The following is a 13,052-nucleotide window of genomic DNA, read 5'->3' on the forward strand; positions in this document are numbered from 1 at the left end:
TACCCCTTACTTTTTTAATGGTTTCCACCATTCCTCATTCTTCTCATACCATTGCACCGTTTCTTGTAACCCTTGCTCAAACGTATACTTCGGTTCCCAATCAAATTCATTCTTCATTTTCTCTGCATCAATCGCATAACGGCGGTCGTGTCCTAAACGGTCTGTCACATATTCAATATCCTTTTCCGTTTTTCCTAAGAGAGTAATAATTTGTTCCACAACATCTATATTTGTTTTTTCATTATTTCCACCTATATTATATACTTCTCCTATACGTCCCTTATGCAAAACAACGTCAATCGCACGACAATGATCCGTTACATGTAGCCAATCTCTTACATTTAATCCATCGCCATATAACGGTAATTTTTTTCCTTCGAGCGCATTCGTAACCATTAACGGAATTAATTTTTCAGGATATTGATACGGCCCATAGTTATTGGAACAACGCGTTACGATAACTGGTAATTGATATGTTTTATAATAAGATAAAGCTATCATATCGGCGCTCGCTTTGCTTGAAGAATATGGACTATTTGGAGCTAACGGGGTTTCCTCGGTAAATCGCCCTGTTTTTCCTAAAGAGCCATACACCTCATCCGTTGATACTTGCACGAGTTTAATATGCGGATATTTTTTTACTAATTCTAATAAAGTGACTGTCCCAATTACATTTGTATCATAAAAAGGAAGCGGATTTTCAATACTACGGTCCACATGTGATTCAGCTGCGAAATTGACAATGACTTGCACATCACGTTCCTGAATAACATGCTCCAGCAGCTCTCCATTTTGAATTTCACCTTTTACAAAATAGTAATTCGGATGATCTTGAATAGACTTTACATTATTTAAGTTTCCACTATATGTTAATGCATCGAAATTAATAATTTTATATGTTTCATAGCTTTGTAACATATAATGCACAAAATTACTTCCAATAAATCCGGCCCCACCTGTTACTAATATATTCATACACAACTCTCCTACTCAAAAACTATCTTCACATTCCTGAAGCGATGGTAATATTCGATCTTTATCAGACAAAATAGGGCTTGTTACCGGCCATGGAATTGCTAAGTCTTTATCATTCCAAAGTACCCCTGAGTCATGATTAGCACTATAATACTCATCTACTTTATACATAACAATAGTATGCGGGACAAGTGTACAAAAACCATGTGCAAATCCTTTTGGCACTAATAATTGCCGATGATTATCCGCGCTTAAAATATATCCTCTCCATTGTTTAAACGTTGGTGAATCTTTTCGCAAATCAACGATAACGTCATAAATTGCTCCTTGCATAACTTGAATAAGTTTCGTTTGTGCTTTCGGATTTTTTTGAAAGTGTAACCCCCGAATCGTTCCCGCTTCTGTCGAATACGAAACATTATCCTGTACAAATGAATACGTAATCCCTAATGTTTCTAGCACCTTCTTATTATAACTTTCAGTAAAAAAGCCACGCTCATCTCCAAATAACCTCGGTTCTAACAATTTTGCGTCGGTAAAGTTTGTTTCTATAACTTCCATATTCTCACCTATTCTCCGTTAAACTGTTTACCAAAGTTTATATCCCGCGCTAACATATTCGCCCTTTGAAGAGAAACATGAGTTCCTGCATCAGTCCACCAACCGCTCATTTCATTATAAGTAAGTACCTCACGTTTTAAATACCAATTATTGATATCTGTAATTTCAAGCTCTCCCCTTGCGGAAGGTTTTAATTCTTTTATATAAGAAAAGACTTTCGAATCATACAAATAAATTCCTGTGACTGCATAGGAACTTTTCGGCTCTTTCGGCTTTTCTTCAATTTCAATTATTTTGTCGTTTTGAATATGCGCTACGCCAAATCTCTCCGGATCATCTACAGATTGCAGCAGTACTTTCGCACCCTCTTTTTGATTTGCAAACTCTTCAACATACGGACGAATATCATCAGAAAAGATATTATCTCCTAATATAACTACCATGCGATCATTCCCAACGAAGTCTTCACAAAGCCCTAATGCTTGCGCAATTCCGCCAGCCTTATCTTGCACACGATACGTAAAGGACACGCCAAATTCTTGGCCGCTTCCTAAAAAACTAACAACATCTCCCATATGCTCTTTACCTGTAATAATCATAATATCTGTAATTTCGCATTGTTTTAGCTTATATACTGCATGATAAATCATTGGATACCGTCCAACTGGAAGCAAATGTTTATTCGTTACTTTCGTTATTGGATATAATCTTGATCCAGTTCCACCTGCTAAAATAATTCCTTTCATCCTGCATCTCTCCCTTATGATGGAGATAATATATCTTTGTAATGTTCTACAAACACTTTCCGATACTCCTCATATGTATCCGCATCAAACTCATCCCCGTTATAATGAATACACCATAAATTTGATTGATTTGGGATACCAATTAAATAACCAGCCCTTTGAAACTCTAAAGACTGTGATACATCATAAAAGTGGAACCCTTGAAACAAATCTTCTCGCCACGGAATATCATACTGCGTTGCCATGAATAAGCCATCAATTGCCTGCACCGACATAAAAGATTGACTTCCATAAAACCCCTGATCTAAATTTAATAATTGATAATTCCGTCTTCTATACTCAATCACTTTCCCTACTAAATTTTTCCCTTCCCACCATATCCCGTTACTCGGTAAAAATTGGGCTCCAGCTACTCCAATTAAGCCGAGCTTTTCATTATCTTTAAACAGGGAAATAAGTGTATAAAACATCTCTCGATTAATAAGATACGTGTCCTGATGTATATAAACCTTATACTTCGCGGGATATGAAAGTGCTCGGTTATATGCGCTTGCCATACTTTTCGCATCTCGTATCGGAAAAATTTGCACGACATAATCAGGGGGAACAAAAAGGTTTCTTATTTGTCTCTCGCATTGTTCAAATAGCTCTTCATTATTCACACAAACAACAACTAATATTGTACGATCCTTCATTTTGTAGCCCCTCTATTCGTCTTGATTTACATCTGACATATAGTGCTCCACAAATATCTTTCTATACTTGTCATAGTTGGTCATATTCACATCAATATGATAGTGAATGCACCACGCATCACGCTGTACAGGAACCCCAACTGTATAGCCAGCTTTTCTAAATTCAAATGACTGAGATACATCATAATAGTCAAACCCATCAAACAAGTCTTCTCGCCACGGAATATCGTATTGCGTTGCCATCAATAAACCGTCTATACATTCCACAGGTATAAATGTTTTTGCCTCATGGTACGGTTGTTCTTGAGTTGCCATATAAAATAAATCGTTCATATACCCAATTACTTTCCCAACAACTCCCTTGCCTTCATTCCATATCCCGTTTGGAGGAACATATTGCGCTCCAATCATTCCAATCATTCCAAGATGTTCATGTTCGTTAAATAATTGAAGTAATCCGTATAAAAATGCCACATTCATAATGAAAACATCTTGGTGTATATATACTTTATATTTCGCTGGATGCGAAATCGCTTGATTATATCCGCTCGTCATACTTTTCGCATTCCGAATTGGCATAAATTGTACAATATATCCTGGAGGCACTGCTAAACTCAATATATGTCGTACACACTGTGCATACATTTTCCGATCATTTATACATGTAACAAATAATATTGTTTTATCTGCGGCACTCATAATTGTGATTTTTCTGCTTCAATAATGTATTGAAATACAACCGTCTCAGCCATGAAGCCACTTCCAAGACGATATTTTTTACAAATTCCATATAATTCCTCAATAAGCGGTTCATACATTTTATGATCAACATATACACGATCTACTTTACTAATTGAAAAGCCTGCTTTTAAAAACATTCGTAGCATTTCATTAAATGTAAAGAAACGAATATGTGTTTTATCTAATAACCCATATTCTGTATACGTCCAATTTCCAGCGAGTAAGGGAGCTAATACTGAAATGTGCGAAACGTTCGGTATACTAGCCAAAATTACGCCATTTTCTTTTATATATGGTTTTACTTTTTCTATTACAGCCCAAGGATCAAATAAATGCTCTAATACGTCACCAAATATAACGCAATCAAATTGCTCCTCCTCATACGGCATATCCATTGTTTCTATATCGCCTAAAACGACATGATCTAGTTTTTCTTTTGCTTGTTCTGCCGCTTCCGGGAATGCCTCAATTCCTGATACACGTGTGCCATTTTCTTTTATTGCGGCTCCCAATGCACCACTCGAGCAACCGATATCAAGAACTTCTTTCCATTCCTTTTTTATATGCTTTAATAAATTCGGATTCACTGCATTATAATAATGCCCAGACTTTTCTTCGTATAAAGAATTTTTTGGGGAATTCATTTTACACACTCCTTATGCAAATTGAATTTGAAATATAAATCTCATTTAAAGTCTATAAATGTAACCTGTACTAGTTACATTGCCGATACTTTACTATATAGCCAATCTATTAGAGTTAGAATCGCGATGAGCCATTTCTAAAAAAAGCTGCCTATAACGATTTATATTGTTTATCAAAAACATCCCGAAAATATTTGCGGTTATATTCGATTGCAGCATTATTTGGAACATAAGCAGCCGCTAATTCGTTGTAATAATAAGCTTTGTCTTGATCTCCTAACTTGCTATAACAAATACACATTTGTAAATAGGGAAGCCATGTGTAGCTCGCTGGACTATGAAATGGACTCTCCGTCGCCATTGGTACTTCCGTTGCAAGTTTAAACCAAAATATCGCTTCGTTATATTTTTGTTGTTCCATATATATATATCCTATTCTTGTACAATTCTCCCCTCTAGGAACATCATATCGAAACGACTTCACGCAAGATTCAATTGCCTTTTCCCATGATCCAAGCTTTGCATAGCAATCTCCTAACTTACCACATGCATAAATTTTCTCTTCATACCATCCTTCATCTTGATTAAGAAATGTTTCATATAGCATAACTGCATCATCATATTTTTGGTTATCCATAGATTCATTAGCGTAATAAAATAAATCTCTCGGACTCAATTCTTCTCCTGCAGCTACAGCATTTTGAAAAATTTTCAAATTACGATTTGTTACCTTTTTTTCTTTTTTATGTGTAATAGCAACATTACTACTAAAAGTTTCACCAGAAATAGCTAAATACTCATGAACCTTTCCAAACCATTGGAATTGTTTTTCACGCTTTACAAGTCGATTTCTTTTTGTACAATATAAAGGTTTCCCGCTAGAATCCAATGCAAGATGATAAGGCATCGAAACAGCATCAATTTTAGGATCTAATTCTCTTTTTAAGAGTTTCAATGCTTCTTGAGCATCTTCTAATAATACGTCATCTGCATCTAGCCACAATATATACTCTTGCGTTGCTTTTGAAAAAGAAAAATTTCTCGCTGCCGCAAAATCATTAATCCATGGAAAGTCATATATGTTAGAGGTATATTGAGCTACAATTTCTTTCGTTCGATCAATGGAACCTGTATCAACTATAATAATTTCATCAACAATTTTTCCGACTGCATCTAAACATCGACCGATTGTATCTTCCTCATCTCGAACAATCATACATAAACTAATTGTAATTCCTTGCTTGTTCAACATAATCACCCTCTTCCAAATCAATCATATGTTATACATACAATAAACTTTCCACTTTTTTAACTTGCACAAGCAGTTTAAGATTTCTTTTCAATAATTCAAATGTCCGTGTCATTTTCTTCCGGTTTTGCATCTACTATATAATGAACGCTTTATGGAGGTGAATTTATGTCAAATAATAATTATTCAGATGGATTGAATCCCGATGAATCTTTATCAGCTAGTGCATTTGACCCTAATCTTGTAGGACCAACATTACCACCAATACCACCGTTTACCCTTCCGACTGGGCCTACTGGACCGACTGGACCGACTGGGCCTACTGGGCCTACTGTACCAACTGGGCCTACTGGGCCTACTGGACCGACTGGGCCTACTGGGCCTACTGGTACAACTGGACCAACTGGACCAACTGGTAACACTGGACCGACTGGTACAACTGGTACGACTGGACCAACTGGGCCTACTGGTGACACTGGTGCTACTGGACCAACTGGGCCTACTGGTGACACTGGTGCTACTGGACCGACTGGGGCTACCGGACCGACTGGGCCTACTGGACCGACTGGACTGACTGGACCATCAGGGCTAGGACTTCCAGCAGGATTGTATGCATTTAACTCCGCTGGGATTTCTTTGGATCTTGGACTTAATGCTCCAGTACCATTTAATACTGTTGGATCTCAGTTTGGTACAGCAATTTCTCAATTAGATCCTGATACTTTCGTAATTAGTGAAACTGGATTCTATAAAATCACTGTTATCGTATATACTGCAGCAGTAAGTGTATTAGGGGGGCTTACAATTCAAGTAAATGGGGTATCTGTACCAGGTACTGGGGCTACTTTAATCTCAGTTGGAGCACCTATCGTTGTTCAAGCAATTACGCAAATTACGACAACTCCATCATTAGTTGAAGTAATTGTTACAGGGGTTGGGCTATCATTAGCTCTTGGTACAAATGCATCTATTATTATTGAAAAAATCGCTTAATTTTTTTACTTAGCAGTAAAACTGATATCAGTTTTACTGCTTTTTCATTTTTAAATTCAATCATTAAATCTTCCTTTTCTACATAGTCATAATGTTGTATGACATTCCGCAGGAGGCACTTATATGGAAAATAAATCGGCTGTCCAGCTTTATCTTGAGTTATTAAAGAAAACAATTTTATTTGAAATATGGTTAGAATACGAACCATACTTACCTGCTTCGTTACATATATCTAAAGAACTATCATATGAACCAGTTACGGTTCCACTTCCTTTATTTCTTAAGCAGTATGTAGAAAATCACAATTTAAAAATCGTTAATCCTAATGTTTCAAACAATGAGCGGCAAGGTGGCAAGGATTGGCCAAGAGCTGCACATAGTATGGTTGGGCGAAAACGTATGAATCAATTACAAGAGGCGATGGAAACTGTAGTCAGGGAAAATATAGAAGGTGATTTTATTGAAACTGGTGTATGGCGCGGAGGATCATGCATTTTTATGAACGGGTTTTTACAAGCAAACAACATTAAGGATCGTACTGTATGGGTTGCCGATTCGTTTGAAGGTCTGCCCGCACCTAACTTAGAACAATATCCGAAAGATTACGGTGATTATTTGCACACATTCGATTACTTACGAGTTTCTTTAGAAACAGTGCAAGAAAACTTTAGAAAATATGATTTATTAAATGATCAGGTGAAATTTTTAAAGGGTTGGTTTAAAGATACATTGCCTTCAGCACCGATAGAAAAAATTGCAATTGCTCGCCTTGATGGTGATATGTATGAATCAACGATGGATAGTCTTGTAAATTTATACGATAAAGTTTCAACAGGCGGCTTTATTATTATTGATGATTATGGATTGATAACATGCGCAGAGGCTGTAACAGATTTCAGAAGTGAAAGAAACATAAAAACTCCTATGACTCAAATTGATGATTTCGGTATTTTTTGGAGAAAAGAATAGAATAAAAAAATATTTAGTTGAGGGGTACTATTATACTACTAATTCATGAAAACCAATCTTGTAATGAATAAAAGCAAAGCTCCCCTCAATATAAAGTAGAAATTTCCTACTTTACTATAAGAAAGGTGTGAATTTTTTGAACGAAAATGAGAAAAAAATCACATTAATCCCACCTCCAGAACTTGTTCAATATGTAGGTGGTCATTTTGAAGAAGTTGGAAAAGAGTTTATGCAGTATTTTATTGAAATTGGCAATTTAAAATCAAATGAAACAGTGTTAGATGTAGGCTGTGGTATCGGCCGGATGGCGGTTCCATTAATGAACTATTTAAGCGATGATGGTAATTATTATGGATTTGACTTATTTAATAAGGGAATTACATGGTGCAAAAATAACATTTCAAAACGCCGTAACAATTTCCATTTTGAACATGTCGATATATATAACCAATTCTACAATCCCGATGGAAAAGAAGATGCTTCCCAATACAAGTTTCCATATGGAGATGAATCATTTGATTTTATTTTTTTAACGTCTATATTTACCCACCTCCTTCCGAAAGAATTAGAGCATTACTTAAGTGAAATTTCTCGAGTTTTGAAAAAGGATGGGAGATGTTTTATTACTTTCTTTTTAATTAACCCTGAATCTTCCTATTACTTAAATGCAGGACTAAGTACGTTAGGTTTTTATCATCAAATTGACAATTGTTATGTTCTAAATAAAGATATCCCGAATTTCGCAGTTGCCTATCCTGAGGAAGATATTCGTACTCTATTAAATAAATATGGGCTAGAAGTACAGACTCCTCTCCATTATGGTTCATGGTGTGGCAGAACGAAACACACAAGTTATCAAGATATGATTCTTACACAAAAAATTTCTGAAAGGTAGTTGTATATGGATAATATAAAAAATTCACCTCTCGTTTCCATCCTTATTCCTACCTATAATCGACCACATTATTTTAAAATTGCTCTAGAAAGTGCATTAGCACAAACGTATTCGAATATTGAAATTATTGTAGGAGACGATAGTACAAATAATGAAACAGAAAAATTAATATACAGACATTATTTACATAAGTATAAACATATAAAATACATTCGAAATCCCTCTACTTTAGGACAATTTCATAACGCCCTTATGCTCTTAGAACAGTCAAATGGAGAGTACATAAATTTCTTAATGGACGATGATATATTTTATAATAATAAAATTGAAAAAATGATGTTTTATTTCCAAAAAGACTTAGATCAAAATCTCGCACTTATTACATCTTATCGTACTTGGATTAATGACGATGGAGAGATAATTGAACAACATCCCTCCATGAAAAGATTATATGATGAAGATACTCTACTAAATGGGAGAGATCTTGGAAACCATATGCTTATACTAGGACAAAATATTATCGGTGAACCTACGACTGTACTCTTTCGAAAACGCCTATTAACAGAACCTTTCGGTACTTTAAATGGGAGAAATTATAATTGTAGTGTTGATATGGCTTCTTGGATCAGTTTACTTTCCAAAGGTGATGCAATCTACATCACGGAACCTTTAAGTTCTTTCCGCCTTCATACGGGACAGCAAGTACATCACAAATACCTTGAAGGTTGCGAAGATTTTTCACATCTCGTTTTACATTCAAAAAAATATGGTTTTCTACAAGAGATTGACTATTACAAAACGAGTCTGTTAAAAGCTTGCGAATGGTATAAAAATGCTACAACATTTTATCAGCTATATCCAGAACTCATTCCAACGACCGATACACATACTCGCCTTTCTCATTGTTTGAATATAGTTACAAAAGAACTCCATGCAATATAATCCATCACAAGGGGGAATTCCTTCCTTGTGATGTATGACTTCCCGCAAATAGTGGAATAAATGTATGCATAGTCTGCTTGTATATTATTTTTATCATGACATGATCCACATACTTACTAGGCGATAGAAAGGAATACACACATTGAAAGATTCAAATTCTCAATATCAAATAGACTACGTATTGCTATTCATTTTATTTGCCATTGGAATTGTTAGTTGTTTTGCAATTGCAAGTGCACAAGCCTCTTTACCACCATTTTTACAACATGTAAATTTTGTATTAAAGCAAATCCAGTGGTACTTCATTGGATTCATAGCCATTGGTATCATTATGATTATCGATTTCGATCGTTATCAAAAAATTGCTTGGTATTTATATAGCTTTGCATTGGTACTACTTATTGGACTAGAATTTCAAGTACCAGGTGCCGTTACAATTAAAGGTGCGACCGCTTGGTACAGGCTCCCAGGCATCGGAAATTTCCAGCCTTCCGAAATTATGAAATTGTTTTTAATTATTGTCATCGGACGAATTATAGCTAATCATAATGAGAAATATTTTTACCGAACAATACACGACGATTTTCTATTACTCGGAAAAATATGCGCAACAAGTTTGCCGCCATTACTACTGATTGCAAAGGAACCTGATTTAGGAAACACAATGGTAATTTCAGCTATGCTCGCAGCAATGATATTAGTTTCTGGTATACGTTGGCGTTTTATTTTCGGGTTAGTTTCCGGTATCTTTGTAGCTGGCTTTACATTAACGTATATTTTTTTCACTCATACAAAATTCTTTAAAGCACACATTTTACAAGAATATCAACTAAATCGCTTCTACGGCTGGTTAGCGCCATACAAATATGATGCGCAAGGCTATCAATTAAGACAAGCTTTCTTAGCTACCGGATCAGGAGAAATGCAAGGAAAAGGTTGGGAAAATGGACAAGTATACTTTCCAGAACCACATACAGATTTTATTTTCACGAATGTCGCTGAGCAATTCGGATTTTTAGGCGCAAGCGTCATTATTGCGCTTTTTTTCCTACTTATTTTCCGCATGATTCATATCGCTATAGAAAGTAATGACCCTTTCGGCAGTTACATCTGCGCTGGTACAATCGGAATGTTTACTTTTCAAGTATTTCAAAATATCGGGATGACAATCGGATTACTACCTATTACAGGCATCACACTACCCCTTATGAGCTACGGAGGAAGCTCCTTACTCACATACATGATAGCGATTGGATTTGTTTTAAACGTCCGCTCAAGAACGAAAATCTTTATGTTCAACTGAAGCACAAAAGCGGTATATTTTTATCTCTATCCTTTTTTAGATATACTAATGAAAAATATGATGGAGGTTTACATATGAAATATGACATTATAGGGGATATTCATGGATGCTTCCAAGAGTTTCAAGATTTAACGAAAAAACTCGGATATAACTGGAATAGTGACTTGCCGATTCACCCTGATCAACGCAAGCTTGCTTTTGTTGGCGATATCACAGATCGCGGTCCTCACTCATTACGTATGATTGAAATTGTATGGGAACTTGTCATAAATAAAAAAGTAGCGTATTACGCTCCGGGAAATCACTGCAATAAGCTATACCGATTTTTCCTTGGACGTAATGTGACAATCGCTCATGGACTCGAAACAACTGTTGCCGAATATGAAGCACTGCCTTCTCATCAACAAAACATGATAAAAGAAAAATTCATCACACTTTACGAGCAATCCCCTTTATATCATGTACTCGATGAAAAAAGGTTAATTATGTGTCACGCCGGCATTCGGCAAGATTACATAGGAAGAAAAGATAAAAAAGTACAAACCTTTGTATTATACGGCGATATTACAGGAGAAAAACATGCTGACGGCTCTCCTGTCCGTCGCGACTGGGCGAAGGAGTATAAAGGAACAGCTTGGGTTGTATATGGACATACACCCGTAAAAGAACCTCGCTTTGTAAATCATACAGTCAATATTGACACTGGTGCTGTATTTGGTGGCAAACTAACTGGACTACGTTATCCTGAAATGGAGACTGTTTCCGTTCCTTCCTCCCTGCCTTTTGTCCCTGAGAAATTCCGCCCAATTTCATAACCCATATGTAAGGATTACCGTATCATTTAGGCGTCTCTCATATAAAAACTAGGTAAAGTCATTAAAAAAAGATGCAATAAAGTGCATCTTTTTTTAATGACACGGCATATACTGTCGCAGGAGGTGACAGAATGAAGAAAAAATCTTCTAAACAAAAAAGAAAATGCCCGCCTTTTTATCTGCCCATGTACGGAATTAACAACTGGTGCAGCATTCGAGCTGCAGCTGTAGAAGAACTGGAAGAACAAGAGGCTTCCACAAAAAACAAAGATAGACCAAAATATGTCTCATTACAGAATGCTGTAATGAGCCGCATAATTGATAATAGAAAAGCAAAGATGCAGCAAAAAAATAAACCTCTCTCTACTCATCCTGAACAGATTGTGCCTTCTGAGCAAGTAGAGAAGAATACAGAAGAAAACAGCCCTGTAGCAATAAATAAAAAAGCGGAAGCAGAAATTCCAGCTGCTATTATAAATCAAGTGAAAAAAATTAAAGAAGCATTAGTACCATCAGGTGATATACAAACAGAAAAAACGATTATCATTCAGACCCCTACATCTGAAAATACAAAAGTAAAAAAAGATGGGCGGTATGCATATGCAGAGGGTCTTCACTCTCATGCAGAGGGTACAGCTTCACATGCAGAAGGACTTCTGACACATGCAAAAGGTTCTTTCTCTCATGCAGAAGGATCAAAAACGAAAGCAACTGGACATAGTTCCCATAGTGAAGGAAGTGAAACGACAGCAAGTGGCGCTTATTCTCATGCAGAAGGTAAACATACAATCGCTTTAGGCGAAGCAGCACATGCAGAAGGAACCGCGACTATCGCTAACGGATTCTCTTCTCATGCGGAAGGTAATCATACATCAACAGCTCATTTTGCAGGTAGCCATATTATGGGGCGCTTCGGCACAGCAGATGAATCTTATTCTTGGTTTATTGCAAACGGCACAAATGAAACCGATCATAATATCGGTGCAAAGTGGCTTGCTCATAATGGAGAAATGTACATTGAGGGCGCTTCTTACAATGCAAGCGGAACTGATTTTGCGCAAATGTTTGAAACAGTAGACAATACTTTTATTGATGTAGGTTATTTCGTTACATTTAGTAGCGAAGAAAAAATTCGAATCGCTACTTCAAACGATTCATTCATCTTAGGAATATCTAGCGCCACCCCCGCTCTTATAGGAAATAGCGGCGCTTTAAGTTGGCAAAAACGCTATAAAACAGATAGCTTTGGAAAACGTCAATATGTACGTACGGAATCGCAAGACATACAACCCCTTTTAAATACAGAATGGGATCCAGCTTGCAAATATATAGCAAGAAAAGACCGTAACGAGTGGCTTCCTGTCGGATTAATTGGACAAATGTTAGTACGTGATGACGGTACTTGCGAAACGCATGGATATTGTCGTCCAAATAACGATGGCATTGCTACAAAATCTGAAAGTGGCTTTTTCGTTATAAAGCGCACGGGTGAAAACCAAATTTTAATATTATTCCGCTAAGAAA

Annotated in this window: 14 protein-coding genes; 7 read left to right on the plus strand and 7 right to left on the minus strand. The window is 36.3% G+C overall.

Annotation, left to right across the window (positions count from 1 at the left end):
• Positions 1–6 precede the first annotated feature (6 nt).
• From rfbB to PDK19_RS19045, 7 genes are all read right to left on the minus strand, one after another.
• Complete coding sequence (gene rfbB, locus PDK19_RS19015; RefSeq protein ID WP_001024149.1) at positions 7–975, minus strand: dTDP-glucose 4,6-dehydratase; 969 nt, start codon at positions 973–975, stop codon at positions 7–9.
• A gap of 15 nt (positions 976–990) precedes the next feature.
• Positions 991–1,536: a dTDP-4-dehydrorhamnose 3,5-epimerase gene (gene rfbC, locus PDK19_RS19020; RefSeq protein WP_000451990.1), complete on the minus strand. Its 546-nt coding sequence runs from the start codon at positions 1,534–1,536 to the stop codon at positions 991–993.
• 8 nt (positions 1,537–1,544) lie between these two features.
• The gene (locus tag PDK19_RS19025; protein ID WP_000676172.1) at positions 1,545–2,282 is read right to left on the minus strand and encodes a sugar phosphate nucleotidyltransferase; all 738 of its coding nucleotides are present in this window, start codon (positions 2,280–2,282) and stop codon (positions 1,545–1,547) included.
• 14 nt (positions 2,283–2,296) lie between these two features.
• Positions 2,297–2,977, minus strand: coding sequence for a glycosyltransferase family protein (locus tag PDK19_RS19030; RefSeq protein WP_014893214.1), 681 nt, complete (start codon positions 2,975–2,977; stop codon positions 2,297–2,299).
• Positions 2,978–2,989: 12 nt separating this feature from the next.
• Positions 2,990–3,676, minus strand: a complete 687-nt coding sequence (locus tag PDK19_RS19035) for a glycosyltransferase family protein (RefSeq protein ID WP_014893215.1) — start codon at positions 3,674–3,676, stop codon at positions 2,990–2,992.
• The gene (locus PDK19_RS19040; protein ID WP_001087863.1) at positions 3,673–4,362 is read right to left on the minus strand and encodes a class I SAM-dependent methyltransferase; all 690 of its coding nucleotides are present in this window, start codon (positions 4,360–4,362) and stop codon (positions 3,673–3,675) included. The genes PDK19_RS19035 and PDK19_RS19040 overlap by 4 nt, the downstream gene beginning before the upstream one ends.
• 151 nt (positions 4,363–4,513) lie before the next feature.
• Positions 4,514–5,614: a glycosyltransferase gene (locus tag PDK19_RS19045; protein WP_000932904.1), complete on the minus strand. Its 1,101-nt coding sequence runs from the start codon at positions 5,612–5,614 to the stop codon at positions 4,514–4,516.
• Positions 5,615–5,779: 165 nt separating this feature from the next.
• Between PDK19_RS19045 and PDK19_RS19050 the strand changes: the two genes are divergently transcribed.
• From PDK19_RS19050 to PDK19_RS19080, 7 genes are all read left to right on the plus strand, one after another.
• On the plus strand, positions 5,780–6,604 hold the full coding sequence (locus PDK19_RS19050; protein ID WP_270707832.1) for a BclA C-terminal domain-containing protein: 825 nt from the start codon (positions 5,780–5,782) through the stop codon (positions 6,602–6,604).
• Positions 6,605–6,727: 123 nt separating this feature from the next.
• A complete protein-coding gene (locus PDK19_RS19055; protein WP_000428858.1) occupies positions 6,728–7,573 on the plus strand; it encodes a TylF/MycF family methyltransferase in 846 nt (281 codons plus the stop codon).
• Between the two features lie 136 nt (positions 7,574–7,709).
• Entirely contained in the window at positions 7,710–8,468 is a 759-nt protein-coding gene (locus tag PDK19_RS19060) for a class I SAM-dependent methyltransferase (RefSeq protein ID WP_270707835.1), read from the plus strand.
• A 6-nt stretch (positions 8,469–8,474) separates the two neighbouring features.
• Entirely contained in the window at positions 8,475–9,410 is a 936-nt protein-coding gene (locus PDK19_RS19065; RefSeq protein ID WP_000368760.1) for a glycosyltransferase family 2 protein, read from the plus strand.
• Positions 9,411–9,552: 142 nt separating this feature from the next.
• Positions 9,553–10,713, plus strand: a complete 1,161-nt coding sequence (locus tag PDK19_RS19070; protein ID WP_000655327.1) for an FtsW/RodA/SpoVE family cell cycle protein — start codon at positions 9,553–9,555, stop codon at positions 10,711–10,713.
• Positions 10,714–10,787: 74 nt separating this feature from the next.
• The gene (gene prpE / locus PDK19_RS19075; protein WP_000872678.1) at positions 10,788–11,528 is read left to right on the plus strand and encodes a bis(5'-nucleosyl)-tetraphosphatase PrpE; all 741 of its coding nucleotides are present in this window, start codon (positions 10,788–10,790) and stop codon (positions 11,526–11,528) included.
• 131 nt (positions 11,529–11,659) lie between these two features.
• Positions 11,660–13,048, plus strand: a complete 1,389-nt coding sequence (locus tag PDK19_RS19080) for a peptidase G2 autoproteolytic cleavage domain-containing protein (RefSeq protein ID WP_000730501.1) — start codon at positions 11,660–11,662, stop codon at positions 13,046–13,048.
• The last annotated feature ends 4 nt before the right edge of the window (positions 13,049–13,052 follow it).

Origin of the sequence: Bacillus cereus group sp. BcHK124, assembly GCF_027712065.1 — a bacterium.
Classification (GTDB): Bacteria; Bacillota; Bacilli; order Bacillales; family Bacillaceae_G; genus Bacillus_A; species Bacillus_A pacificus.

Bases quoted from the DNA above. Each gene is read 5' to 3' on its own strand.
- PDK19_RS19040 (WP_001087863.1), bottom strand. From the start codon at position 4,362: ATGAATTCCCCAAAAAATTCTTTATACGAAGAAAAGTCTGGGCATTAT.
- rfbB (WP_001024149.1), bottom strand. From the start codon at position 975: ATGAATATATTAGTAACAGGTGGGGCCGGATTTATTGGAAGTAATTTT.
- prpE (WP_000872678.1), top strand. From the start codon at position 10,788: ATGAAATATGACATTATAGGGGATATTCATGGATGCTTCCAAGAGTTT.
- PDK19_RS19080 (WP_000730501.1), top strand. From the start codon at position 11,660: ATGAAGAAAAAATCTTCTAAACAAAAAAGAAAATGCCCGCCTTTTTAT.
- rfbC (WP_000451990.1), bottom strand. From the start codon at position 1,536: ATGGAAGTTATAGAAACAAACTTTACCGACGCAAAATTGTTAGAACCG.
- PDK19_RS19030 (WP_014893214.1), bottom strand. From the start codon at position 2,977: ATGAAGGATCGTACAATATTAGTTGTTGTTTGTGTGAATAATGAAGAG.
- PDK19_RS19050 (WP_270707832.1), top strand. From the start codon at position 5,780: ATGTCAAATAATAATTATTCAGATGGATTGAATCCCGATGAATCTTTA.
- PDK19_RS19065 (WP_000368760.1), top strand. From the start codon at position 8,475: ATGGATAATATAAAAAATTCACCTCTCGTTTCCATCCTTATTCCTACC.
- PDK19_RS19025 (WP_000676172.1), bottom strand. From the start codon at position 2,282: ATGAAAGGAATTATTTTAGCAGGTGGAACTGGATCAAGATTATATCCA.
- PDK19_RS19035 (WP_014893215.1), bottom strand. From the start codon at position 3,676: ATGAGTGCCGCAGATAAAACAATATTATTTGTTACATGTATAAATGAT.
- PDK19_RS19055 (WP_000428858.1), top strand. From the start codon at position 6,728: ATGGAAAATAAATCGGCTGTCCAGCTTTATCTTGAGTTATTAAAGAAA.
- PDK19_RS19045 (WP_000932904.1), bottom strand. From the start codon at position 5,614: ATGTTGAACAAGCAAGGAATTACAATTAGTTTATGTATGATTGTTCGA.